Source organism: Saccharibacter floricola DSM 15669 (assembly GCF_000378165.1).
GTDB classification, from domain to species: domain Bacteria; phylum Pseudomonadota; class Alphaproteobacteria; order Acetobacterales; family Acetobacteraceae; genus Saccharibacter; species Saccharibacter floricola.
In genome coordinates, this window is the sequence record NZ_KB899339.1 from 34,052 (window position 1) to 59,082 (window position 25,031).

Below are 25,031 nucleotides of genomic sequence, written 5' to 3' on the forward strand. Positions count from 1 at the left end.
GTAACGCAACAGTTGATGTCTCTCTGACCTCTTATATCCCATCAGCGATCGTATCATCGGCTCTATTCCACCAGACGCTTTCTAATGGCCCCTCTATAGGCGGCAGATAGTGTTGCGGGTTTCCGTGAAGGCGCACTGTGTTGGTGGGTGTTTCTTTGATCTCAATACTCAGCACTGTGAGCAGCTCACCTTGATCGCGGAGAAAAGCCCTGAGTTTTGACATAAGAACAGCGGCGAGCATTTCAGTCGTGGGGTCTCCCGGTGTGATGAGGATGCGGTCAAGGCGCTGGGGTTCATGCTGGGCAAACCAACGGACGAGCGGGTCTTTGTCTGAGAGCTGAAAGCAATGATCCACCCGCTCATCAATAAAGCGGTGCCAACGGCCTTTTGCTTCTGCGAAGGGGAGCAGCATATTCGTGTGGCCATCAAGGCGGGTGTGAGGGTTATTGGGGCCTGTGCCGAGTGTGACGGTTACATATTCATTATGCCCGTGGGGAATCGCACAGCGCTCACTTGCTCCGGCAATGAGACGGTGAGCCATGCAAAAGCGACGGGTAAAAACGAGTTCTGTCTGGGGTGTATCGGTCATGAAAGCCCTTCCTGAAAGCGACGCCACCCTTCTGCACGGAGGTCACAGGCGGGGCAGTCTCCACAGCCATACCCCCATGCGTGCTCATGGGTGCGGTCTCCCTTATAGCAGGAATGGCTTTGCTGGCGGATTGTGTCGATCAGCGGGGCACCCCCGAGTTCTTCGCAGAGCTGCCACGTTTGGGCTTTGTCGATCCACATTAAGGGCGTGTGCAGGACGAAGCGTTGTTCCATCCCGAGGTTTAGGGCGACTTGCAGCGCTTTGATGGTGTCATCACGGCAGTCTGGGTATCCAGAATAATCGGTCTCACAGACGCCGGTAATGATATGTTTCATCCCACGGCGAAAACCGAGGGCAGCGGCAAAAGTCAAGAAGATGAGATTGCGCCCCGGCACGAATGTGTTGGGAAGACCGTTCTCGCTCATGGTGATCTCTGCATCACTGGTGAGGGCTGTGTCAGACAAAGCCCCAAGGCTGGCGAGATCAATCGTGTGGTCTGGGCCAAGCCGTTCTGCCCATAATGGGCTGAGAGCGGCGAATGAGCGGCGTAACGTCTCACGGCATTCAAGCTCGACAGCATGACGCTGCCCATAAGCAAAGCCGACGGTTTCAACATGGTCAAAGCGAGCGAGGGCCCAAGCGAGGCAGGTGGCCGAATCCTGGCCGCCTGAAAACAGGACCAGGGCGCGGTTCTGAGAGGACGCGGTCATGGAATTCCGATCAATTTATGTGTTTGCAGACTAAGGCGCCATTGCGGATGCGTTTGGCAATAGCGTACGGCCTGTTCAGTATGGCGAAGGCGGTTCTCATTATCGAGAGGCTGGAGCCACAAATGTGTAAAATCCATCGCTTCAAAAAGAGACGGGGGCAGGGCTTCTTGTGGGTAGACGAGCTTGAGCTCATCGCCGCTTGTTTGAACAAGCTCGGGGCCGGGCTTGGGGCTTACGCACAGCCAGTCGATTCCCGTTGGGGCGGGGAGGGTTCCGTTCGTTTCAACAGCAATGGTAAAGCCGTGCGCTTTGACGGCTTCGATCAAAGGTGGGTCGAGCTGAAGGAGGGGCTCTCCCCCTGTGAAGACGACATAACGATGCTGGTGGCTTTCGTCATCATGAGTAGCACATTGCCAGCAGGCTTGAAGGGCGGTTGCCAGAGCTTCGGGAGTTGAGAATCGTCCTCCGCCGGGGCCATCAAGGCCGATGAAGTCCGTATCACAGAACGTGCAATGCGCTTTGGCACGATCTTGCTCGCGCCCTGACCAGAGATTACAGCCGGTGAATCGACAAAAGATCGCTGCACGGCCGCTTTGTGCCCCTTCCCCTTGGAGGGTGGCAAACATTTCCTTCACAGAATAAGACATAGGCAGACATGTCGGGGACAGGCCGTTGAGATGCAAGGTTTTTCTTTAGACAGAGTGAAGAGAAAAGTCGTTTTGCATTCAGTGGAAGGAATGTCGGGGATTTTAGAGGTTTTCTTTTTAGAAAGCGCGCATAAAAAAACCTTCCATGGAAGGAAGGTCAAAAGCCACTACTCTATAAAAGTGCCACTCATTTTTTAAAAAAGAGTGGCGCGAGTGACGGGACTCGAACCCGCGACCTCCGGCGTGACAGGCCGGCGCTCTAACCAACTGAGCTACACCCGCAGACTGCTTATCCTTAACACCCTCTTTAGGAAGGTTTGGAAGAGCACCCCGTGTCGGGATGAGCGGTTATCTATCAGTCAGTTATGAGTGTGGCAAGGGGCTTTTTTCATTTTTTTCATTTTTTTCAAATTTTTATGAAGACGCTTTTTTAAAGTTATCACGGTAAGGGCTTCTATGTTGCAGGTTATTATGGGTGTGTAGGGTGCGTTTCTATGTTAGAGAGAAGGTGAGACAGGTCAGCTTACAAGACTGCTCATCAGCTTCTCTAGGGTATGCTTGTAAGCGTCTCGTGTATGTCTTCCTGAAGAGTGGCGTCTATAGGCTAGTATGAATTGTGACCCTATGATTGGTCTTAATAATAAGAGAAAATTTTAATAGAGCGCTGTTATTATGGCTTTTAAAAGACGCGTTTTTCCAAGGTAATTCTTGTCCAAAAGGTTTGAAGTTAACGTCTTTTAAATGTAGAATCGCTTTTACACAGAGGAGGTGTTGCGTGAGGCAGAGCCGATTACTAGCGAAGATAACTTATAAGAGTTATTTAAAATAGCTATTGGCCTTCCTCGTGCTCTCTAGCTAGTATAAGATCGTAATGTGTAGCACTCACTTAATGGCTTGATCCTCAGGCCAGAACTGTTGTTGCTATGTAGCTTGCAAAGATTTTCAATATCCACCGAATAGGGAATTGATCAGGATGAAACTGAAAAATTTCGGGGCGGCTCTGCTTATTGCCAGCACAACCCTGACATCCTTCGCTTCAGCTGCTATGGCAGCCGATGTTCCGGGTCCAAACCAGTATTACTGGCCAAAGGGCATGAACCTGTCCAAGCTGCGTGATCACGACTCTGAGTCTGATCCGTACGGTTCAAGCTATTATACGTCTTACCACAAGAAGTTTGAGCAACTTAACCTGAAAGAAGTTCGTAAGGACATCGAAAAGGTTATGTTGACCTCACAGCCTTGGTGGCCGGCTGACTACGGCAATTATGGGCCGTTCTTCATCCGTATGGCTTGGCATAACGCTGGTACATACCGTGCTCTTGATGGTCGTGGTGGTGAGGAAGGTGCTCAGCAGCGCTTCGCTCAGCTTAATGACTGGCCAGATAACGCAAGCCTTGATAAGGCGAAGCGCCTTCTGTGGCCTGTTAAGAAGAAATACGGCGAGAAACTCTCCTGGGGTGACCTTATCATCCTGACAGGTGATGTTGCGCTGAACCAGATGGGCTTCAAAACCCTCGGCTTCGTGGGTGGTCGTCCAGATGATTGGCAGTCTGAGCTGATCTATTGGGGGCCAGGCACTTCATTCTTCCCGAACAAGGCCTCTTTCCAGGTTAGCAAAGACGGGAAGCTGAAACACCCAATGGCAGCGACCCATATGGGCTTGATCTACGTGAACCCAGAAGGGCCAAACGGTGATCCTGATCCAACCAAGTCTGCTGCAATGATCCGTCTTGCATTCGGTCGTATGGCTATGAATGACGAGGAAACAGCGGCTCTGATCGCCGGTGGTCATACCTTCGGTAAGGCTCACGGTGCACATCCAAACTCCTGCCTGAGCGGTGCTCCAATCGCTAACGGCGTTGAGAATCAGGGTCTTGGTTGGGCTGATCACTGCATTAAGGGCAAGCGTACAGCAGATGATGCATCAACCAGTGGTCTAGAAGGCTCTTGGTCTGCTGATCCGATCCACTTCACGACGCAGTACCTTGATAACCTGCTGAACAACGATTGGGTCCTGACGCAGAGCCCAACGGGTGCTCATCAGTGGCGCACGAAAACGAACGACAACATCGCTCCGGATCCAGCTAATCCGAACGATCCGTCCAAGTTGCGTCCGATCATGATGTTCACAACGGATATCGCGCTGAAGACTGACCCTGTTTACCACAAGATCATTGCACGTTGGGCTGAACACCCCAATGAGTTCGCTGATGCGTTTGCTCGTGCATGGTTCAAGCTTGTCGTCCGTGATATGGGGCCAAAGAGCCGCTATTTCGGGAACGAAGTTCCTAAGGAAACCTTCGTTTGGCAAGATCCGGTCAACACGCCAGCTAAGATCATCAACCAAGCTGACGTTCGTGAGCTGAAGAAGATGGTTGCGGGTACAGGCCTGTCTGATCGTGAACTGATCAAAACAGCGTGGGCTGCAGCGTCCTCTCATCGTGTGACAGACCATCGCGGTGGTGCAAACGGTGGCCGTCTGGCTCTGATGCCGCAAAATGGCTGGGCTGTGAACGACCCAGAAGAGCTGAAGACCATCCTGCCGAAGCTTGAGCAGATCCGTGACAAGTTCAATGCTGGACGTCATGGTGGCCGCAAAGTGGCTTTGGCTGATATCATCGTTCTCGGTGGTAATGTGGGTCTGGAAAATGCCGCTAAGAAAGCTGGCGTGAACATCCAGGTTCCATTCGCTCCGGGTCGTGGTGATGCCACACAAGAGCAGACAGATGTTGCTTCCTTCAACTTGCTGGAGCCAACCTCTGATGCATTCCGTGACTATCACCGCGCTGATGCCGATGGTACGCCACCTCTGAATGCGTTGGTTGACAAGGCCAGTACGCTGAACCTGACTGTTCCTGAGATGACCGTCCTTCTGGGTGGTATGCGTTCTCTGGACGTCAACACCGGTCATTCTTCCAACGGTGTGTTGACGAAGACACCTGGCACACTGACGCCAGACTTCTTCAGCAATGTTCTGACAATGGATACACGTTGGCAGAAGGTTCCAGGTCAGGAAGACCTGTATGAAGGCTTTGACCGCGCATCTGGTCAGAAGCTGTGGAACGCAACAGACGTTGACCTCGTCTTCGGTGCTAACCCTGAGCTGCGTGCTGCTGCTGAGGTCTATGCGTCCGACGATGGTAAAGCGAAGTTCTACAACGACTTCGTGAAGACCTGGACGAAGGTGATGAACCTCGATCGTTTCGATCTGCAACGATAAGAGACGTTTCTCTTCGATAAGAGAAGAGCGCTTGATCACTCATTCCGCCGGGGGGTTCCCTCGGCGGGGTGTCGAAATGGAGATTAGCATGTTCAAGTTTATTGGTGGGGCTTCTGCCCTGTTAATGGCGACAGTTATGTCCGCTTCCGCAGCGACGGTTGATGTGAAAATGCTAAGCCATAGTAGCCAAGGTGGTTATGGCTTCGAGCCGGCCGTTGTACATATTCACTCTGGCGATAGCGTTCACTTCATTCCAGCGGACAAAGGCCATAACGCCCAGTCCATTCCTGGGATGATCCCTGATGGAGCACCGTCCTTCAGTGTTCCGTTTAGTCAGGACAAAACCGTGCAATTTACGAAGTCCGGTGTGTACGGTTACAAATGCCTGCCTCATGCCATGCTTGGTATGGTGGGGTTGGTTGTTGTTGATAATGCCAACAACGAGGCTCAGGCACGCAAGGCTCCGATGTTTGGAGCACAGAAGCGTCGCTTTAATGAGCTGTTCCAGCAGGTAGACAGCAACGGCGGTCACTAACCGTGTTGCTCTCAGGGGAGGGAAGAGGTTGAGAATGATCATTAGCCTCTTTCCTCAGCCTTGTTAAAAAGACGTTTCTTTTCCAATGTGTTATGGAAAAGCAGTTTTAGAGGAAACGGATAAATGACGGAAACACCAGAGCGTTACGGTACAGTTGTTATCGTGTTGCATTGGGTTATTGCGCTCCTCGTGCTTTTTCTGATCGCTTTGGGTTTGTATATGGACCATGCGTCCATTGATGATCCGACGGCTTTGCATACGCTGCATAAGTCTGTTGGGATTACGACAATGGTGCTGATTATTGTCCGCATTGTTTGGCGGCTAACACGCAATCTGAAAGCACCGGCTTTTCCACCGTCTGTTCCAAAAGTGCAGCGTGTTGCTGCGGGCAGTGTGGAAGGCATTTTGTATCTTTTCCAAATTTTGTTACCCGCAACAGGGTGGCTTGCCATGTCTTCTATGGCGATGCCAATCGTCCTATTTGGTTGGGTCTCTTGGCCGCTTATCCCTCTGCCTGAGAGCGTGATGGATGATGGCGATTTGCCAATGTTCCTGCTGCAGCTGCATCAGTGGTTTTCATGGGCGTTTGCTGGGTTCATTGCCCTGCATATTCTAGCGGCTCTCTACCATGCTGTGGTGAAGCGTGATGGTGTGGTTGCCCGGATGATGGTACGTCGTCCGTCTAAGTAAGGCAAATATTTCTTTATCATCATGCTATACTGAGGATCACATTCTATAAGACTGTAGGATCGTTGGTCTGGGAAAGTATTATGCACGATGATGGCTATCTGTGTCCTGTGTGTGAACAGCAGCTCGTCTTCGGGGAAGATGACTTGTCCCAACGAGCCCGTCCTGATTCAGGAGGCGGCTCTAATGTCTTGAGTTTAAATGACTCCAAGAAAGCGTATCATAAGCAATAAAATACTTTTCTTACTCTTTCATAGAAGACTGTAGAGTCTTATTTTTTCATGTATTGTGGCGGTCTAAGCGTGCGTTTCCACGAGCGAAGAAAGCCCCGCCATGACGATTAAATGGGATGAGCAGACACAGAATGCGGTCATCTTGCTGGGGATAGCGCTCGGTTGCTTGATAACAGGACTCGGTGGGTATTATACCGCATTAAGAAAAGGCCGTTCTGTCCCTTTATGGGCGATGGTGTGCACAGCGTTTCCGCCGGCTTATCTCCTGCTTTTTAGGAAAAGTTCTAATAGGGCGGAGACCGATAGGCTGCATCCTATTGAATATGTTGCTTTGCTGCTGTCAGGTGCCTCAGCTTTGTTGATCATTCTCCTCTTTTTGCTGCTCTGTGTGATCGCCGGGTCGCGCGGTTCTACCCGTAGCAGAGGACAACAAGGGTCATCTTTCTTTTCCGGTGGGGGTGATTGTTGCAATGGTGGAAGCGGCAGTAGCGATTGTGGTGGAGGTGATTGCTGCTAGGGGCCTGCCAAATGACAGCATGATGGTGTGATACAGTGAGATGGTGCGGCCTGACACATGCAAGACATGTGGGGTACAAAGCTGCATAAGGGTGCCGAACACCCAGTGGATCCCGTCCTGATAGCGTCAAAGAACCGTCAATGGGGCCGCTGCGTGTCTTTTGACGACGTTTCCCGGGGCTGGACGACCTTCACTCAAAAGTTCCGATACAGACACAGGCTATACGTCATCAGAAAACGCAGAGTGCATCATAGAGGGGCTTGCCATGCCCTCTTGAACCTTGAAGAGCGAGTAGGTTCCAACATGTCACGCATGCTTTCGTTCTTATGCCTCCCTATAAGGGGCTAAGTTCTCGTAGTGAGTGTGCGGATTGTATAAAAATAGCTTGCAGGACGCGTGCGAAGATGTCTATTTACAATAAATAGACTGACCGGTCGGTTTATTTTTATCGTGTTGGGATGGCCGAGAAAGTGTCCACCCATACAGTCTGAGTATGAAAGGGGCCGTGGGGATGACCCTCTCGTTACTATTAGCCGATGCCCAAAAAACCTTGGATGGTTTTAGTCGGCACTATTGTTGCGCTGTCCTCAACAGTGAAGGGCGGCTTCTCTTGTGGTTTCGCAGTGATGAGATCACGCCGTGTAGTGAAAAGCTGAGTACACAAAAGGCATACACCGCTTTTTCCTTTCAGGCAGATACCGATAAGCTTGCAGAACAGTTGGGGGCCTCAGGCCTTGCTGCCATGACGAGCCCTGACTATTGTTTTCTGCCAGGTGGTGCCGTGGGCCGCACAGTAGATGGGAAAACGGCGTATTATGTTGGTGTTTCGATGGAAAACCCTGAGATTGACCAGCCTGCTGCTCACGCTGTTATGAACGCTGTATCATCGTATTTTTAAGGAAGTCTTGATATGTCAACAATCCTCGTCACAGGGGCCGGGACAGGCCTTGGTAAGTTCCTTGCTTTTTCTTTGGCGCGTCGTGGTCATGAGGTTTATGCGGGCGTGGAAAATAACGCTCAGGTGAGTGCTTTGCGTCATGAGGTGGCAGAGGCGGGGCTGTCAGTTGAGGTGCTTCGTCTTGATATCACCAATGAGATGGATCGGACATATGCCAGTCGTCTTGAGGTGGATATTCTCGTCAATAATGCTGGGATCGGGGAAGGGGGCTCGCTGGCCGACATGCCTGCGGCGGTTCTCCAACGTCAGCTCAATATCAATTTCTTCGCAACGATTGAACTGACCAAACTATTCTTGAAAAAGTTCGTGCGTAAGAATGCTGGACGCGTTGTGTTTGTGTCCTCCATCGCAGGGGTCATAACCCCACCCTTTGGAGGGGCTTATTGCGCGTCTAAACATGCGCTGGAAGCGGCAGCGCAAGCCTTGCATCAGGAGTTTGCGGATAAGCCAATTTCCTTTGCGACGATCAATCCGGGCCCTTATCAGACGGGCTTTAATGATCGGATCATGGAAGGAGCGAAATATTGGTATGATCCTGAGACCGCTATCTTCCCTCAAGGGGAGTTGACCTTCCCGATGGAGCAGTTCGATCAGGAGCAGGATATAGAAGGGATGGCGGATGTCGTGGACAATCCAAAATCGCCTTTCCGCAACCTGTTCCCAAAAGATATGGAAGACGCCATTAAGCAGCAAGAAGCCGCTGTGTGGACATGGTAAGGGCGTAAAAAACGCTTGTACATAAAGGTGTGTAGAGGGGTTAATGCCCCTCTACACCCTGCACAAAAACATGACCCGTCGCAGCGGAGAGCCATAGCCGATGCGTTTGGAACCATTCTGCTCCCAGTAAAATATCAGCATGGTCATGCACAGGGGCGACGGTTAAGGTTGGGGTCGTCCAATCTTCTGTGCCGATGCGGAGGAGATGGAATTGGTGCCAATGATAGCTGTGTTCTTTGAGACCAAGCCCAGCAATTTCCCCTCCGGGGTCATGCGCGAGCTGGGCGTCTGTAATCCCCAGTTGATGGGCGAAATATGTACTTACGACAGTTGAGCGAGACCCGCTGTCGATGAGGGCGAGGCCTGGATGGTTATCGAGGGTGAAAGGTACGAGGAAGCGCCCATGATAGCGTTGAGCCGGTAGGTTAAGCCACAGATGAGACCATAATGGTGGGTGCTGACACAATGTTGAGCCAACCTGCACAGTCCATAATGCCATGCGATGATGGGCAAGGTCGAGTTCTAGGTCATATTGGCCGAGGAGATCCATTCCAATCAGGCCCAGAAGCGGCGGCTGAACTGTAGGAAAGGGCGGCAGCGCTCCCATTGGCACCGTGATGGCCTCACGATGGACGTTCCCTAAGGCGAGCTGTTGAACGAGGACATTGGGCACTAGATGAGGGTGGGCATCCGGCCCTAAGATAGCGGTGTGGTGATCAGGGTCTGTATGGAGATGAAAGCGCACGAGCGCTTCAGGGGTAAGAAGACTTCCCTCCGAGCCTGTATCTACCATGAGTGAGACAGGATGACCGTCTATGTGGGCGGGGCTACTGACGGTATGGTCTGCATCGCTTAAGGGAAGCGTGGCGGCTTGTTCCATACGGCAAGAAGGTGCGGCCTGAGCTGTGGAGAAGACCATAAGCGCACTATAGAGCAGAGCGGCGGCCGTATGGCGGGTGTGTCGCCTCCAATAGAAACCATGTTTCACGAGGAACTCTCCTCAGAATGTGCAGGTTTGTCTGCATGGGGATGTGCTTTTTTCCAGACATCCATAAGCCTGTGCTCATCGGCAAGAGTATAGATTTGCGTACTCGAGAGGCTGGCATGGCCCAGCAATTCCTGAATAACGCGGAGGTCAGCACCGTTTTGCATGAGATGGGTGGCAAAAGCATGACGTAGCGCATGCGGTGTGGCTGTATCGGGGAGGCCCTCCATCTGTCGCCATTGACGCATTGTGCGTTGAGCAATGGCGGGGTTCAGCCGGCCACCGCGCACCCCGCAAAAGAGCGGCGCTTGAGGGTGCGGCGCGGGGTGAGCAGCGCGCCATGCTTCCAGCTTTCGCTGCACGACGGGAAGAATAGGGACAACGCGTTCTTTTTGGCCTTTTCCCATGATGGTCATGAGCCCATCATGGAGCCGGTCAAGGTCACGCACATTCAAGCTGAGAGCTTCACTAATGCGTAAACCAGCGCCGTACAGCAGCGTAAAGAGCGCTTCATCACGGAGGGCTACATGAGGGGATGAGACAATATCGGCAATATCCCCAGGGGCTTTACGGGCATCTTCTGGGTTGAGGGGGCGTGGCACGCGGGGCTTGAGCCGTGGGCTACGCAGAAGCGAGAGGGCGGGGTTGCTGACCCCATAATGACGGCGCAAGAAGGTGTAAAAGGAGCGCAGGGATGATACACGACGCGCCCGGCTCCGTGCTTGCCCATCGTGACTATGAGCGCGTTGAGGGGTGCGCTGCGCTCGGGCTTCAGCTTGTGCGGCGTCATGAGCGAGCCATGCGCGGAAATCGACAAGTTTGAGTGACCCCAGACCAGAAAGAGACAAGTCCCCACCAAAATGCTGCGTGAAAAAGCCTAACGCTTGGGCAACATCATGCTGATAGGCAATGACGGTTTTTTCAGCTGAGCGCTTTTCATAACGCAACCAAGACACCCAGCTTTCGAGCGCTTGCTGGGCTGTGTGAACGGAAGAGGGAGGCAATGTTTCTGGTAAAGGTTTCATGGTCTTTCTCGACCGCAACAAGGAAAGGATCATAGTGATAAACCACGTTATGTTACCACTATGATAAGCAATGCACCAGAAGGGGGCATCGCGTTACGGGAGGTCTTTTTCGTAGAGTGGCTTCTTGTCGCCAAATAAGATCTTGGCTGCATATAGAGGACACATGTAATATTTAAATAATAAAAGATGCTGATGAAAATTGTTTATATGTCTAAAATGTTAAAAAACAATAATATTGGATTATATTGATTTTCTGAGTGATAATAGGGATGTAAAAGACAGGACAAAGGAGAGTTGTCATGTCATATTGTCGTTCTGTTTTTAGTATTTATTTATTAGCTATTCCTCTAATGCTGTCATCTGTAGCGCATGCTACGGATGGTACGTCTATGGGTGGAGAGGTTGAGGATCAATATCATAGCACGATTGGCCATATTGAGAGCGACGGAACGGTTGAAGATCAATATCATAGTACGGTTGGTTATATTGGGAGCGACGGAACGCTTGAAGACCAGTATCATAGTACGATTGGTTATGTTGAGAGTGACGGAACTATTGAAGACCAGTATCATAGTACGATTGGTTATGTTGAGAGTGACGGAACTATTGAAGACCAGTATCATAGTACCATTGGTTATCTTGGGAGTGATGGCACCGTTGAAGATCAGTATCATAGTACAGTAGGTAACGTTCCATCGGGAAGTGGTATTGCGGCTTTTGAGATGCTAACGCATTATTTCAAAAACCATAAGCAGTAACATCTATGACTGATGTCTATTGTAGATTTTGTGGGGATTACGTACTTTGGTATCTGAAGCCTCTTTCAAATTTGACTGAATATCGTGGTTCACTGGAAATGAAGGGGCCTCATGGAGGTTTTTTCAGCCAAAAACAGTTTGAGAAGCTCTTAAATACGTCGCGGCTAACATATGATGAGACGATCAATATGAGCTTTGGCTATAATGGTGGAAATGACGGATAGTAACCTCAGTCTTGTTAAGGATATAGCTCCCTTTTTCGTAAGTTTATTTGGTATATGTAATGATATTGAGGATATTGATCCGCGTTATACGTGACGTATGGGCCCGTAACGTGGCATTCATTATACTGCACCTAAGAGGGCAAAGCGTTTTTTAAACAGACGGTTCATGGTTTTCTATCCCTAAACGGGCTATGTTTACAACATGGTCATAGAGTCCTCCCTCATGTCACCGCGTGTTTCCAACGATCACACGCATCGTGTTTCGGTGCTGGTGCCGCGTCCTTTTGCGGGGCCGTTAGATTATCGCAGTGCGTATCCCTTGCCGCCGGGCACGTTGGTGCGGGTGCCGTTGGGGAAGAAAGAGGTCGTAGGGTGTGTATGGGGGCCGTCTGCCCCGTCTCTTCCACCTGATTTACGCCCAGCTCCACCGAAACGTATCGTGGCATTGGCAAAGTTGCGGTCTATTGAGGGGTTGGTGGAGCATATGCCGCCTTTGCCGGAAAGTTTACGGCATTTTGTTGATTGGGTCGCGGCTTATGGCATGAATGCCCCGGGCATGGTGCTGGCGATTGCCATGCGTGTTCCCGCTGCAGGCGGGATAAAGCCGGTCACAGGTTGGGTGCGGTCAGAGGCGTCTATGCCGGCTGGGTTTCGTCTGACACCGGCACGGCAAGCGGTGCTGGACGCTGTGTCAGAAGAGCAGCCCCATACCGTAACAGAGCTGAGTGAACGCAGTGGGGCGAGTGCAGCGGTGATCCGGGGACTTGCCCAAGCAGGTTTGCTTGAAGAGCGTATGATAGACCGGCCAAGCGTGCAGAAGCGGCCTGATCCTGACTATCATCCCCCCATTTTATCGCCCAATCAGGCCGCGGTGGCAGAGGCGCTTGTGCATTCTGTGCAGGCCCAACGCTTTGAGGTCACGCTGTTGGAGGGGGTGACAGGGTCGGGCAAGACGGAAGTCTATTTTGAAGCGGTAGCGGCCTGTCTGCGTGAGGGTAAGCAGGTGCTGGTTTTGCTTCCTGAGATTGTCTTAACCGCCCAATGGACGAGCCGTTTTGCTGCGCGTTTTGGCGTAGAACCTGCCGTGTGGCATTCGGAACTTGGGCATAAAACGCGGCGTGAAACGTGGTGCGCGGTTGAATCAGGCCAGACGCGTGTTGTGGTTGGGGCGCGGTCGGCGTTGTTCCTTCCTTTTACGGATCTCGGTCTGGTTGTGGTCGATGAAGAGCATGAGAGCACGTATAAGCAAGAGGAAGGCGTGCTGTATCATGGGCGCGATATGGCCATTGTGCGGGCCCGCATGGCGCGTGCCGCTATTGTGCTTGTCTCTGCAACGCCTTCAATGGAGACGCTCGCCAATGTGGAGCAGGGGCGTTACCGTCATGAGCAGCTTGATGCGCGGCATGGTGGGGCGCAATTACCTGAGATCTCACTGCTTGACCTTCGCGAACATGGGCCAGAGCGCGGGCTGTTTCTCTCACCTGTGCTGTGTGACGCGATTGAAAAGCGTCTCGAAGCGGGTGAGCAGGCCATGCTGTTTCTCAATCGCCGTGGCTATGCCCCTCTGACGCTTTGCCGAGCCTGTGGTCATCGCATTCAATGCCCGAATTGTTCGGCTTGGATGGTGGAACATCGTGCGCGTCGGGTCTTTGCGTGCCATCATTGTGAACGGGTCGAGCCGCTCAAGCCTGTATGTCCTGAATGTGGGGCAGAGCATAGTTTGGTGCCGATTGGCCCGGGGATTGAACGCATTGATGAAGAAGTGCGTGCGCGTTTCCCGCAGGCTAAGCTGCTCAGTATGGCATCAGACACGTTGACCTCGCCTGCGGCTATGGCAGAGGCAGTGGGGCGTATTGCCAATAATGACGTGAACCTCATTATCGGCACACAAATTGTCGCGAAAGGCTGGCATTTCCCCAATCTTACGTTAGTTGGCGTGGTGGATTCAGACTTAGGCTTGGGCGGAGGCGATCTGCGTGCTGCTGAACGCACAATGCAGCTTCTCCATCAAGTCGCAGGACGTGCAGGCCGTGGGGAAAAACCCGGGCAGGTGATGTTGCAAAGCTATGTGAGCGATCATCCGGTGATGCAGGCTCTTCAACATAACGATTTTCAAGCGTTTATGGAGCAAGAAGCCGCACAACGCCGTCCGGGCTTTTGGCCTCCTTATGGGCGGCTAGCTGCGGTTATTGTGAGTGCCCCTAAGGAAAGCCATGCTGAGCAGCTTGCACGTCACATTGCCCTCAATGCTCCTGAGGGTGAGGGCATACAGGTGCTTGGCCCTGCACCGGCGCCTTTGGCGTTGCTGAGGGGGCGTTACCGCTTTCGCCTGCTGCTACGCACGCGACGTGGTATAGCAGTACAACCATTATTGCGGCGTTGGCTGGGGGATGTAAAGCTTAGTAAAGAAGCCAAGCTGGAGATTGATATTGACCCCGTGTCGTTTATGTAAGGATTAACACCAAAATTTTCATTGTATCTTAATGGTATTTCTACCTAAAGGCACATCTCATACATCAGAATATAATAATGTCATAACTATTTTATGATGCATGAATTCTATAAGTATCATTTATAAAATGGTTAGTATTATATAATAACTGTATTTCATTTAGAAAATATTTTGTCATTATTCATATATGGTATCTTTTTAGCACTAGAAAAAGGATAGAGCACTTAAATAGCAGTATTGCAATGTCAATGTGGCTGAAAATAAATTTTTGTTGATATTATGATGATACGATAATATCGTCTTATAGGTTGTAACTTCTAAATTCTATTAAAGGATAGACAATGGGGCATCATTTTCCAAGGTTAAAGAATGGAGATAATTTTTTATCACCAGTGGAGTTGGAACCGCTTCGTTTTTTACTTGTTTCAACGTGTCAGTTAGCTCCCGTGCACGGTGCGCTTCTTGAACTTGGACATACTGCAGATACCCTTTTATGGATGAATCATCCGTGGGTGGACTTTCCTGACATTGATCCTTCTGGTGAATATGATGCGAATGTCCTAGGCCTTACCCTGCGCCATATTTTCACGCGTTCGGCTCTTGATACTTTTCCTAATATTCCAGATCAAGTTATTGAAGTGGAGCCTCTGTGGGTACGTGCTGTTGAAGAGCACAAAATTGAAGATTTCTTCGACGCCTGCAAGAAGAATATTCGTGATTTACTGCGGAAAGTACAAGCATCTGAAAATTTTATAGGAAAAAGACCAACTTTTTTTGTTTCCTTTTTGGAGCCACGGCGAAATTATTTTGGCAATCTCTTCCCAAGATATGATCTTAATAATATATCTTATTTTGTACAATCTTTAAATGAATATTTGTACAAAAAAATAGAAAATATGGAAAATTGTTATTTTTTCGACATGAATGAAGTTATTGAAGAGTATGGAAGAATATATACTCAGGACGATTACCTTCTACAAGTAGCACATGCGAGTTTTATTCATGATTTTGATGAAGATATTGAGTATGAATCCCAACGTATGACGCCACTTACGCGAATGCATGATATGTATAAGAATGGAGATTCTTATAATCATGCAAGCTACGCGGTTGCGCAACGCCTAGCTGATAATACTCGGATTGTTTTAGATCCTTTACATATCAAGCTAATTATCTGCGACCTTGATGATACGTTATGGAGCGGTATTTCGGGTGAAAAAGAACATATGACCTGGAAAGAAACCGGAACTTGGGCGTTAGGTCTTGCTGAGGCCTTGATGATTTATAAAGCGCGTGGGGGTATGTTGGCTATTTGTTCTAGGAATGATTATGAGCCTACTCTTGAGAAATTTAAGCAAGCATTTCGCGACGGTCTACAGATTGAAGACTTTGTTTCGGTAAAAATTGATTATGAACCCAAGTCTGACAATATTCGTCGGATATTGTCAGAGGTTAATATCCTGCCTGAAAATGCGTTATTTATTGATGATAATCCACGGGAAGTTGAAGAAGTGCGCAAGGTATTTCCCGATATTCATATCTTGCATACTGAACCTTATGATTGGCGTCGTAAGATTTTGTTCTCTCCCCTAACACAAGTAGCGAAGGTGAGTGGTGAGGCACGGCTACGTACGGCTTCGGTTCGGGCAAAAATACAGCGTGATATGGCCCATACAAGTGGTTCTCGTGAAGATTGGCTTGGTTCGCTGAAGATTGAACAGAGCTATAGTCTTGTTGATAGTCCCTCACATCCTAACTACGATCGTGCTTTTGAGTTGGTCAATAAGACCAACCAGTTTAATACAACTGGTCAACGTTGGACAGACGAAGAAATGCGAGTATTTTTAGGAAATGGAGGCCGTATTCTTTGCACATTCCTAAAAGACCGTATGGCTGATAGTGGATTAATTGGTGCAGTTATATTTAAAGGTGAGGAGATATTGCAGCAGGTTCTTTCCTGCCGTGTGTTTGGACTTGGTTCTGAACAAGCTACTTTACATCATGTAGCTAAAATTATTCTTGCAGACTATCCGAAGGTTGTGGCTAAAGTTGTTGATACGGGGCGTAATTTTACGTGCCATAATCATTTTTCTGTAGCAGGGTTTGAAGAAGAGCTAGAAAATCCTGGTACTTTTACAGCTGTCAATCCGCCTTCAGTTCCCTTGCATATTGATGGTTAGCATTCAGCTTTTGTCCGTTGGTCGAAAGAGGGTGTTTGTTACAAACTTCTTCATTATCTTGGCTGACAGAACCCAGCTCTGAGCATGGTCTTTAACGTGAGGACACAATGATTCGTGTCCATCACAAGCCAGCCGGGATTACCAAATAGGGGATATAGAAAATGTTGTAGGGATAGTGAAGCTCTTGGCCGCTCATGTGGAGGCTTTGGTACCAAAGTCTATGGTGCTGGGCTGATAGACGCGACAGGGCTTTTCCCTTTATTATAATTTCAGCCGGAAGGTGCACGAATTTATACCTGTGCCCTGCTTGAGGATCTGTCTCATTCACCAATTTATGTTGTTTGTGAGTGAGAATATGCCTCACATAGATTCCGTGAAGAGTTCGGGCCCTGTGGAGCGCATTACGAAACTTCTGGGAAGTAGAGCTATGATCGCAGACGATATAACCTGCTCGGTGAGACACGTTATCAAGGAGGGCATAAGCAGACGGTAATTCATGTGCCTGCCCGGGAGAAAGCGTGAAAGACAGCGCTTTACCGCGTCCATCAGCTATATGTCGCAGGCCTTGGTAACAAAGCCTCCACGTGAGCGGCTAAGAGCTTCACGATCTCTCTGGCTTCTTGTGTATCCTCTTTTTTGGCCGTCCCGGCGGCCTTGTGATGAGCGCGAATGATCGTACCATCAAGGAAGACCATGCCTAAGGCTGGGTCTTTGCGACTCACTCTGCTGAAAAAGCGTTGCCAAACACCACGTTTTGACCACCGAGTGAACCATTGCGCAGTGATCCACCAAGGGCCGAACTCAGGGGCAAGGCACGCCATTTCGCACCGTTCCGATGCCGCCAGAAAATCACAGAAATCGTCCACCGAAGGTTCTTAGGCGACCTCCTCAATAAGAGGCACCCAGAGGGACCCATTCTCATCAGAAAAATGGACTCACTCATACTCATGATAGACAGATAGGAAGCTTACTCCGTCTTTCAAAATCTAACAGGGCCTAGTCGTTCAATGTGGCGGAGGAGATGGGTCTGTTTAGCCTCTGAGGGACGAGGAAAACTACTGGATTCGTGAGGCTCATGAATTGCTATAGGCCTGCGTTCTTCTTTTATGTCTCTATATCGCTGCCTTAGTAGATTATTAAAAGTCTAACAGACTCTAGTCTTCCCGCCCCAACGCGCGCTGTTTGTAATGAGCAAGCCGTTTGTCTTTATCGGGGAGGTAGGGCGTGCAGCTTATGGCTTCTTCAAAAGCATGAAGAGCAAGGTCGGAATGGTGGAGCTTTTCTTGAGCTTCTGCGAGCATCATCCATGCGGTCGGGTCGCGTGGGTCTTCATTAAGGCTGATGCCAATGTCTTGCACCGCACCTGTTGGGTCATTGCCTAACAGGCGAATAGCGGCGCGCTGGCGGCGTAGAAAAGCATTGTCGGGTTGCATTGTGAGGGTGGCTGAAAGTTGGTGCTCTGCACGATCGACCTCACCCTTTTGCGCTTGCTCTAAGCTGTCTTTGACCATGAGTTGAACGCCTGGGCTTAGGGTGCGTTGGCGGAGTTGTTCGGCATGGTTCCATGCGCGTTGGGCGTCATGGTCATTTTGCGCATGATGGAGGTCATGCTCTGCTTGCTGGAGTCGTTCGCGCAGAGAGCGTCTTTTGGGCGGGGGCGCTTTGGCAGAAGAGGCGTGAGTGCCTGTGTGTTCATGCGCTATCGCTGGGTGTGGTGTCGCCAGCGCTGGGCTAAAGGCGGTGTACAGAACAAAAGCCCCCAACCCGAAGGCAGGAGGCTTCATGGCTGCTAGAGCATGAGCAGCCAAGCGGCCCAAAGGCCGCTTAAACCCACGGGGATGTTGCCCATCAGACAAGGGAGCACACCACCGCATCCGTCGGAGCCTTAGCCCTGACGTGCTTTCATGCGAGGGTTCTGCTTGTTGATGACATACATACGGCCACGACGACGGACAATGCGGCAGTTCTTGTCACGTAATTTAGCAGACTTCAGGCTGTTACGAATCTTCATAATCTTCGGGCTCCCGACAGAAAAGACGGGCCCGATGCTCATGAACGCCGGACCCACGACAGGTTGCAGGGCTATAATGCCCGCGAAATTGGCGTTCGAATAGCGTGATTTTCACCTATGAGTCAAGAAAAACGACGATAAAACCCTCTTTTCTTTGAGAGCTTTTCTGGCGTATTCTCACAGCATGATGCGTCTTAGTGCTGTTTCCCCCCGTTCTTTTGTCTTTTCTGCCCTGTGCATGACACTGTTCTGCACAGCTGCAGGTGCGGCTCCTGCCAAGACTGATGATGATGACCCTAACGTCAATGCGCGTGGTACAGGGGTGAATCGTCTCTTAGAGACGTTACGCTATAGCCCAGATTCGGCGAGTGAATCGTGCCTTCATGCTTTGGGTGAGATGCATAAAATGCAAAAGCAGCTTGATGATGTTGAGGGCCGCGATAACGACTCTGACACCAATTTGGTGCGTGATGTGCTGGCGTCTGACATGGAAGATGTGATCACGATGTGCGGTGCTGATGCACACCGACTATGCCGCGAAAAAGCGGATACGGATGATAAGTTAAGCAAGCTATGTGCGGGTCTGCCGGGCGACCCTGCGGATGATCCCGGCTAATAAAAAAGCTTCGCAGAGAGGGCGTCGCATGGGGTTATAATTGACGGAAAAAGCGGGGGGCCTTTTGTCTGAGATAGGCTGATGAGACTGTTAGTGAACCTATATGCGGCTCCATAGCAGCTGTTATTCTGGTATCGTTGACGGTGGCTGTACGCTTTATAAGTGGACAGAAGCGTAAGAGATGAGTGTTCGTATGGTCTATAATGTCGGACGCGTCAGAGTCTCACCTGTGACTGTGCTGCGTATTTTGGCAGGAAGATACCAACCCAACCGCTGCCTTATGGGGGCCAATGGAGCCCCACAGAATCACTGATAAGGCTTCTGTGGGGTCTCGTGATGACGGGTAAGGTGGCGGTGCCCCTTAACCAACCCTGCTGGGCGCAATAGCCCAGCAACATTTTAACGACCGTTTTATTCTGCTCTATGTTGGGGTTCTCGTGCGACACTCCAGAGGGCAAAAGCCTGCACGAGAGCAACTTCCTTGAGGCGTGTGAAGCGCCCTGAGGAGCCGCCATGACCGGCATCCATATTGATCCGGCAGAGGAAGGGGCCGCCTTTGGCTTCTGCACGGAGGCGGGCGATCCATTTAGCGGGTTCCCAATAGGTGACGCGTGGGTCAGAAAGCCCGCCCATTGCGAGGATAGGGGGATAGGTCACGGGGCGGATATTATCGTACGGCGAGTAGCTGGCGATGAGGTCATAGGCCTCAGGGTCTGTCAGCGGGTTGCCCCATTCTGGCCATTCGGGAGGGGTGAGTGGCAAGGTCGTGTCTGACATCGTGTTGAGCATATCGACGAAGGGCACTTGTGCAGCGATCCCAGCAAAGAGCTCGGGCTCCATATTCGCGATGGCCCCCATCAGCAACCCACCTGCCGAGCCGCCATGAGCCACGATGCGTTTAGGGGCGCTATAGCCTGTGTTGATGAGGTGATGGGCGCATGCAAGATAGTCGGTAAAGCTGTTGGTTTTGGTCTTTGCGCGTCCGTCTAGGAACCAGCTCCAGCCTTTTTCAGACCCGCCACGGATATGAGCAGTGGCATAGACCCAGCCACGATCCACCAAGCTCAGTGCTGAGGTGGAAAAGCCTGCGTCCATAGAAATGCCGTAAGAGCCATAGCCATAGAGCAGCATGGGGTTGGAGCCATCAAGTTCGGTGCCTTTGCGCATCAGAACGGTGATGGGTACTTCTTGGCCATCGTGAGCAGTAGCGAAGAGCCGGCGTGTTTCATAGGCCGCAGGATCGTGCCCAGAGGGAACGTCACGCACTTTGCGTAAGGTCTTCTCCCCCGTGGTCATGTCATAATCATACCAATGGGCGGGCGTTGTGGGGGATTGGTAGATATACCGCAAGACAGGCTGGTCATATTCCAAAATACCAAGCAAGCTGAGATCGTAAGCGGGCTCTTCCATACTGATCCGCTGCGCATGAGTCCGAATAGTGCCTTCTGTTGCTGCGGTTGCGGAGAGCACGTAGAGATGCTCATTGCCGTTTTGGCGTTCACTCCAGACAAGATGGTGGCGTCCTGCGCTGACACCCAGCACAAAATGCTCTTCCTTATAGGGGAGAAAGTCCTGCCAATGCTCCCGCCCAGTGGCGTTTTCTGGTGTGGACATCAGCTTGAAGTCAACAGCACCATCGCGATTGGTGAGGATGATGAAGCGATCATTCCAATGGGTCAGGCTATAACGCTCCCCACGGACAAGAGGGGCAGCGACAACGGGCTCTGCCGTTGGAGTGTGGGCAGGGATCAGCCAAGTTTCGTTCGTGTCATGGTCGCCGCGTTCAATAGCGATCCATTTGCGGGACGAGCTGACACCAATGGTAATGAAAAAGCCGGGGTCGGTTTCATCAAACACCAGCACATCGTCACCACCACAGAGCGGGCGGCGATAAATACGGGAAGGGCGGCCAAACTCATCGCGATAGACCCAGAAGAGCCATTGGCTATCGGGTGACAGCGTAAAGCTACCTGTCGTGCTTTCAACAGCAGGGGCGCAGAGTTCCCCCGTGCTCAGGTCTTTGACCTGAATGCGGTACACTTCAGAGCCCTGCACATCTTCGGCATAGACATAATAGCGATGGTCATCGGTATGGGCCGCTTGAGCAAGGCTGTAGAAGCTATGTTCTTTGGCCAGCGCATCCACATCCAGAAGAATTTCTTCTTTCCCACCATCGCGCGGGCGGCGCACATGCTGGGGATATTGGGCGCCTTTTTTAAAGCGTAACGTATAAAGCCACGGCCCGTCTGGGATAGGCACAGCTTCTTCTGCTGGGGGAATACGCCCGACCATTTCCTCAAACAGGGTCTTCTGGAGGCTTTCTGTTTCCTTCAATGCTGCGTCTGCATAGGCATTTTCGGCCATCAGATGGGCGCGGATATCCTCACGCAAAACGGAGGGATCACGCAGAACGTGCTGCCAGTTTTCATCTTTCATCCACGCATAAGGGTCTTGGCGCGTGCGGCCAAGCTGCTCCAGCGTGATGGGATTACGATGAGCCGCAGGGGCTTGGGGAAGGGAAGACGTCTGTTGAGTACTCATATGTTCCTATGTGGCGGTTACTGAGAAAGCGTCAATAGTGTGGGGAAGGAAAACTCTGAGGAGCAGCCTATTACCCATCAAGAAAAGGCACAGGGACGTCAAGATAGTCTAGAATAGCCAGCACAATAACGATGATGACGAGGACAATACCGGCCATCTCCATCACGCGTTGAAACGGCGATAAACGATAGGGAGGTTCTGTGGGGGAGCGGCGGTTGGGGAGGAGCTCAAGGAAGAGGAGACTAAAGGAGACCAACAAACAGAGGATCGCCCATCGCCGAGCGTGCCGTCCCTTGCGCAGGGCGCAGAGATAAGCAGCGTAAGAGGCGATCAGCCCGATGAGGAGGGAAAGAATAATCGTCATAATATGTATCTGTTGTGATGAAAGGAGCGTGATGGAAAGATCATCCTAGGATTATTTCTTCAAAAGCAAGGCGGATAGAGCAATTAAGCAGGCGATCAGAAGGGAGATGACCAGAAGGATGGTCAGGATGCAGACGACTGAAACGCCAATCCATTCTAGGAGAGGAGGAAAGCGCGGTGTTGTTTGAGAGGCGTTGGTAGTGCGGTTTTTAGGTGGGAGCAGCTCAAGAAACATCACGATGACAGGGCAGGCAAAGCAGAGAACCGCCCATAACACGACGTGGCGGTTCTTACGCTGGGCACAGATAGAGCCCGATAGCCCCGCGAGAACACAGACCGTCAACGGCGCGACCCATTGTAAGATCACGAAGAATAAGGGAAATGTTGGCTCCATGATGATGCTCCCTGATCGGTTCTTTGGGGAAAGAATGACATAAGGCTTTTATCATAGGTCACAGGGAGGAATATGAATTTCCGTAGAAATTTATTGGATTATATAGACGATAAAAATTTGAACGAAATATGTGGCATATTAAATCATGATAGTATGAATTATACTGTTTCTCTTGGTGTATTCACATGTCATCTGGGGAAAAGTCATACAATAGAGCAGATTATAGGAAAAGCTCTTGGGAGAGACGTCATCAATTTTGTTGATCGGATCTAGCTCTGATTAAACATAGTGTATGTTGTTAAAATATATGAATATTTGACGGCATGATTTATGTGTTCACACGTTATTATATGGCCTACTCTGATGATACAGGGGTGTCATATTTTCAGTGCTCCTAGGGGATGATGCGCTTCTCAATATGTTTCGGTATAGACCTAAAATTCCATCCTATTTCGACTAAGTAAGTCATCTTTTGTAGCACAAGGCTAGAGTATCGTGGCCTTTCCGCAGTGATGTAAATGGTGCTGGAATTTTGGTGAGTTTAGGCGCGTGGCAGAGGAAAATAATGTGGTATTTGCTCATGTATGATCCTAGAGGCCTATGATGTCTGTAACGAAGAAGCGTATCTTTTTCTTAGCAAACCCTAGAGCGGGGCAGTTTTCACACCAGCGTGTTCAGCGTTTTGCGCGGTTGTTAGAGCGTGCCGGTGCTGATGTGACGTTGTGCGTCAGTCCAAGCCGGCAAGAGGCCCAGAAGCAGATGCGTTATGCTGTGGCGGAACAGCATTTTACCCATTATGTCATTGGGGGAGGGGACGGAACGATTGCTGATTGTGCAGCTTTCTTAGTGGGCACGCCTTTCGTGCTGTGTCTGCATCCCATTGGCACGGCGAATGTCTTGGCGCATGAATGGGGAGTTCCCCAAAAAGATCACGACAATGTGGCGCATATTATGCGTGGGGACGCACGTATGATTTGGCCCGGTCAGGCTGTTTTTCCTCACAGGACAGAGCTTTTTGTGCAAATGGCTGGTTTAGGGTGGGATGGTGCCATCGTGCAGGCTGTGTCGTTGCGGCTGAAACGTTGGATGGGGCGCTATGCCTATGGTGTGAGTGCATTAAAGGTCGCGCTGTTTTATCGCCCGCGTCCCTTTAAAGTGATCTGTGACGATGGAACGGTGCATCAGGTTGTTTCGGCTATTATATCCAAAGGGCGCTTTTACGCGGGGAGTTATCAAATCACGCCGGTCAGCCAGATGGGGCATGCGCGCTTTCATATTATTTTGATAAAGAAACAAGGTGTTGGAGCGATAATACGCCTCATCATAAGTGTGTTGATGAAGAAAACAATGATGGTGCCGGGGCTGTCTGAGGGTGTGGTCACGTCCTCAGTGCGCATTATGTCGTCGGGAGACGTGCCCACTCAGCTTGATGGCGATGGGCAGGATGGAACGCCACATGCCTTTCAGGTGGCCAAGGCACCTCTATGGGTGGGGTATCGTGAGTAAGGCTATATGACATGTTCGGAACTTATCGTGTGCGCGGTGTATGTTCTCTGTCACAAGGGCGACAGACAAGGGTTGGGTCTTACGAGGGCCGCAGCGTATTAGAGGTGATGTTGAATGGCCATGTTATGTGCCACGATCGTGCCTCTTATAAACGCAGCGTGTCAGAGCAGAATTATTGCCCATGAGGCCGAAAGCGGTGGGTAGAAGCGTGGTCTTATGAAAGCCCGTAGAGGAATTGGCGCAGGCGCTCTGTTTCGTTTTCCCATACGGGTAAGGGATGGTCATCAATGGCGATAATGGGCGTTAGGCTCAACGCCGTGACCAGCCATGCAGCAGGAAGAGTGGCGAGCGCGTCATTGGTGAGTGAGCGTTCGTTACAGTGTCCAGCTTCCAGCAGGCGTGCTCGTGAAATGCCCGGTAGAACACCATCATGGAGAGGGGGCGTGATAAGCTGCGTGCCATCATGAGCGAGGAAGGTGGCCGCGCTGGCTTCGGTGACAGAGCCGTGGTGATTAAGCATTAAGGCATCATCAGCGCCCTGCTCTTGGGCTTCCAGACGCGCAAGAATAGCGGGGAGAACACTCAAAGACTTGACCTGACAGAGGGGCGATAAGGCATCGCGCCGATGCGTGCTGATACGCACGCGCACAGGTGCAAGGGTTGTGCGTGGCGGAGGCGACGCGGTGAGGAGCTGCGTTGGTTGCGGCGTTTGCGGTGGTGTGAGCCCCCGAGGGCCGGGGCCTCGGCTGAGAGTGAAGCGGATAGAGCCTTCATGGAGGGTGCAGGCTTCTAGAAGGGTGTGGCAATCATGGCGCATATCTTCCAGAGCAGGCGGCGGAAGGCGTAGCAGAGCACAGCCGTGACGAAGGCGCTGATAATGGCGGTCGAGGAGGGGAACCTCACCATTTGAAACGCGCATCGTTTCAAACAGCCCATCACCCAGTAAAAACCCACGGTCAGCAGGGGTAATCCCGGCCTCATCAACGGGAAGCAGGGTGCGGTTAAGCAAAAGAAAAGGCGCAGCGATGGTCATGGAAGAAGCCGTGATGGAGCGAGAAAAGGGCTAGGTCTGAAGCGGAAGGGAACTATATCGTGACATAGAACGCTCTCCAAGCCTGTGATTGGGCTTTGTTGATACAATCTGGTCGTTACCATTTGGCCGC

General features: G+C 50.9%; 23 protein-coding genes and 1 tRNA gene. 11 read left to right on the forward strand and 13 right to left on the reverse strand.

From position 1 onward, the window contains the following. Positions 1-31 precede the first annotated feature (31 nt). The 4 genes from F457_RS0107395 to F457_RS0107415 form a co-directional block, all read right to left on the reverse strand. On the reverse strand, positions 32-589 hold the full coding sequence (locus tag F457_RS0107395) for a 6-pyruvoyl trahydropterin synthase family protein (RefSeq protein ID WP_018980501.1): 558 nt from the start codon (positions 587-589) through the stop codon (positions 32-34). Beyond that, entirely contained in the window at positions 586-1,299 is a 714-nt protein-coding gene (gene queC / locus F457_RS0107400) for a 7-cyano-7-deazaguanine synthase QueC (protein ID WP_018980502.1), read from the reverse strand. Before queC ends, F457_RS0107395 begins: the two co-directional genes overlap by 4 nt. After that, the gene (gene queE / locus F457_RS0107405) at positions 1,296-1,946 is read right to left on the reverse strand and encodes a 7-carboxy-7-deazaguanine synthase (RefSeq protein WP_026294271.1); all 651 of its coding nucleotides are present in this window, start codon (positions 1,944-1,946) and stop codon (positions 1,296-1,298) included. The genes queC and queE overlap by 4 nt, the downstream gene beginning before the upstream one ends. A 205-nt stretch (positions 1,947-2,151) precedes the next feature. Continuing rightward, positions 2,152-2,228: transfer RNA gene (locus F457_RS0107415), tRNA-Asp, on the reverse strand. A gap of 691 nt (positions 2,229-2,919) precedes the next feature. On the opposite strand from F457_RS0107415, the gene katG reads away from it, so the two are divergent. From katG to F457_RS0107450, 6 genes are all read left to right on the forward strand, one after another. Continuing rightward, positions 2,920-5,166, forward strand: a complete 2,247-nt coding sequence (gene katG / locus F457_RS0107420) for a catalase/peroxidase HPI (RefSeq protein ID WP_018980504.1) — start codon at positions 2,920-2,922, stop codon at positions 5,164-5,166. Positions 5,167-5,254: 88 nt separating this feature from the next. Further along, complete coding sequence (locus F457_RS0107425; RefSeq protein ID WP_156809394.1) at positions 5,255-5,701, forward strand: pseudoazurin; 447 nt, start codon at positions 5,255-5,257, stop codon at positions 5,699-5,701. 123 nt (positions 5,702-5,824) lie between these two features. Further along, positions 5,825-6,391: a cytochrome b gene (locus F457_RS0107430; protein ID WP_018980506.1), complete on the forward strand. Its 567-nt coding sequence runs from the start codon at positions 5,825-5,827 to the stop codon at positions 6,389-6,391. A 330-nt stretch (positions 6,392-6,721) separates the two neighbouring features. Beyond that, positions 6,722-7,138 (forward strand): hypothetical protein, encoded by a 417-nt coding sequence (locus F457_RS0107440; RefSeq protein ID WP_018980508.1) that lies wholly within the window; start codon positions 6,722-6,724, stop codon positions 7,136-7,138. A 511-nt stretch (positions 7,139-7,649) separates the two neighbouring features. Next, on the forward strand, positions 7,650-8,036 hold the full coding sequence (locus F457_RS0107445; protein ID WP_018980509.1) for a heme-binding protein: 387 nt from the start codon (positions 7,650-7,652) through the stop codon (positions 8,034-8,036). 12 nt (positions 8,037-8,048) lie between these two features. Next, complete coding sequence (locus F457_RS0107450; protein ID WP_018980510.1) at positions 8,049-8,813, forward strand: SDR family oxidoreductase; 765 nt, start codon at positions 8,049-8,051, stop codon at positions 8,811-8,813. Positions 8,814-8,853: 40 nt separating this feature from the next. Here F457_RS0107450 and F457_RS0107455 read toward each other — a convergent pair whose 3' ends face one another. Further along, a complete protein-coding gene (locus tag F457_RS0107455) occupies positions 8,854-9,801 on the reverse strand; it encodes a retroviral-like aspartic protease family protein (protein WP_018980511.1) in 948 nt (315 codons plus the stop codon). Next, positions 9,798-10,823: a tyrosine recombinase XerC gene (locus tag F457_RS0107460; RefSeq protein WP_018980512.1), complete on the reverse strand. Its 1,026-nt coding sequence runs from the start codon at positions 10,821-10,823 to the stop codon at positions 9,798-9,800. Before F457_RS0107460 ends, F457_RS0107455 begins: the two co-directional genes overlap by 4 nt. A 299-nt stretch (positions 10,824-11,122) precedes the next feature. Between F457_RS0107460 and F457_RS12540 the strand changes: the two genes are divergently transcribed. The 3 genes from F457_RS12540 (at position 11,123) to F457_RS12545 (ending at position 16,437) form a co-directional block, all read left to right on the forward strand. Further along, positions 11,123-11,581, forward strand: coding sequence for a 5-fold beta-flower protein (locus tag F457_RS12540; RefSeq protein WP_018980513.1), 459 nt, complete (start codon positions 11,123-11,125; stop codon positions 11,579-11,581). A gap of 447 nt (positions 11,582-12,028) precedes the next feature. Continuing rightward, positions 12,029-14,257 (forward strand): primosomal protein N', encoded by a 2,229-nt coding sequence (locus F457_RS0107475; RefSeq protein WP_018980515.1) that lies wholly within the window; start codon positions 12,029-12,031, stop codon positions 14,255-14,257. Between the two features lie 341 nt (positions 14,258-14,598). Then, positions 14,599-16,437: an HAD-IIIC family phosphatase gene (locus tag F457_RS12545; RefSeq protein WP_018980516.1), complete on the forward strand. Its 1,839-nt coding sequence runs from the start codon at positions 14,599-14,601 to the stop codon at positions 16,435-16,437. A gap of 545 nt (positions 16,438-16,982) precedes the next feature. On the opposite strand, the gene F457_RS13935 is transcribed toward F457_RS12545, so the two are convergent. From F457_RS13935 to ykgO, 3 genes are all read right to left on the reverse strand, one after another. Next, on the reverse strand, positions 16,983-17,258 hold the full coding sequence (locus F457_RS13935) for a hypothetical protein (protein WP_169584115.1): 276 nt from the start codon (positions 17,256-17,258) through the stop codon (positions 16,983-16,985). 333 nt (positions 17,259-17,591) lie between these two features. Next, positions 17,592-18,311 carry a tetratricopeptide repeat protein gene (locus F457_RS12555; RefSeq protein ID WP_018980517.1) on the reverse strand — a complete coding sequence of 240 codons (720 nt, stop codon included), beginning with the start codon at positions 18,309-18,311 and terminating at the stop codon, positions 17,592-17,594. 11 nt (positions 18,312-18,322) lie between these two features. Continuing rightward, the gene (gene ykgO / locus F457_RS0107500) at positions 18,323-18,448 is read right to left on the reverse strand and encodes a type B 50S ribosomal protein L36 (RefSeq protein ID WP_026294274.1); all 126 of its coding nucleotides are present in this window, start codon (positions 18,446-18,448) and stop codon (positions 18,323-18,325) included. 184 nt (positions 18,449-18,632) lie between these two features. Between ykgO and F457_RS0107505 the strand changes: the two genes are divergently transcribed. Beyond that, a complete protein-coding gene (locus F457_RS0107505) occupies positions 18,633-19,064 on the forward strand; it encodes a hypothetical protein (protein WP_018980519.1) in 432 nt (143 codons plus the stop codon). 411 nt (positions 19,065-19,475) lie between these two features. Here F457_RS0107505 and F457_RS0107510 read toward each other — a convergent pair whose 3' ends face one another. The 3 genes from F457_RS0107510 to F457_RS0107520 all read right to left on the reverse strand — a co-directional run bounded on the left by F457_RS0107510 (position 19,476) and on the right by F457_RS0107520 (position 22,362). Further along, positions 19,476-21,605 carry a S9 family peptidase gene (locus tag F457_RS0107510; RefSeq protein ID WP_018980520.1) on the reverse strand — a complete coding sequence of 710 codons (2,130 nt, stop codon included), beginning with the start codon at positions 21,603-21,605 and terminating at the stop codon, positions 19,476-19,478. Positions 21,606-21,675: 70 nt separating this feature from the next. Beyond that, positions 21,676-21,969, reverse strand: a complete 294-nt coding sequence (locus F457_RS0107515) for a hypothetical protein (RefSeq protein ID WP_018980521.1) — start codon at positions 21,967-21,969, stop codon at positions 21,676-21,678. Positions 21,970-22,020: 51 nt separating this feature from the next. Next, the gene (locus F457_RS0107520; RefSeq protein WP_018980522.1) at positions 22,021-22,362 is read right to left on the reverse strand and encodes a hypothetical protein; all 342 of its coding nucleotides are present in this window, start codon (positions 22,360-22,362) and stop codon (positions 22,021-22,023) included. A gap of 600 nt (positions 22,363-22,962) precedes the next feature. Here F457_RS0107520 and F457_RS12560 point away from each other — a divergent pair. Then, positions 22,963-23,868, forward strand: a complete 906-nt coding sequence (locus tag F457_RS12560) for a diacylglycerol/lipid kinase family protein (RefSeq protein WP_083912732.1) — start codon at positions 22,963-22,965, stop codon at positions 23,866-23,868. 214 nt (positions 23,869-24,082) lie between these two features. Here the strand turns inward: F457_RS12560 and F457_RS0107535 are convergent, their stop codons facing one another. Then, positions 24,083-24,901 (reverse strand): aminotransferase class IV, encoded by an 819-nt coding sequence (locus F457_RS0107535; RefSeq protein ID WP_018980525.1) that lies wholly within the window; start codon positions 24,899-24,901, stop codon positions 24,083-24,085. Positions 24,902-25,031 lie beyond the last annotated feature (130 nt).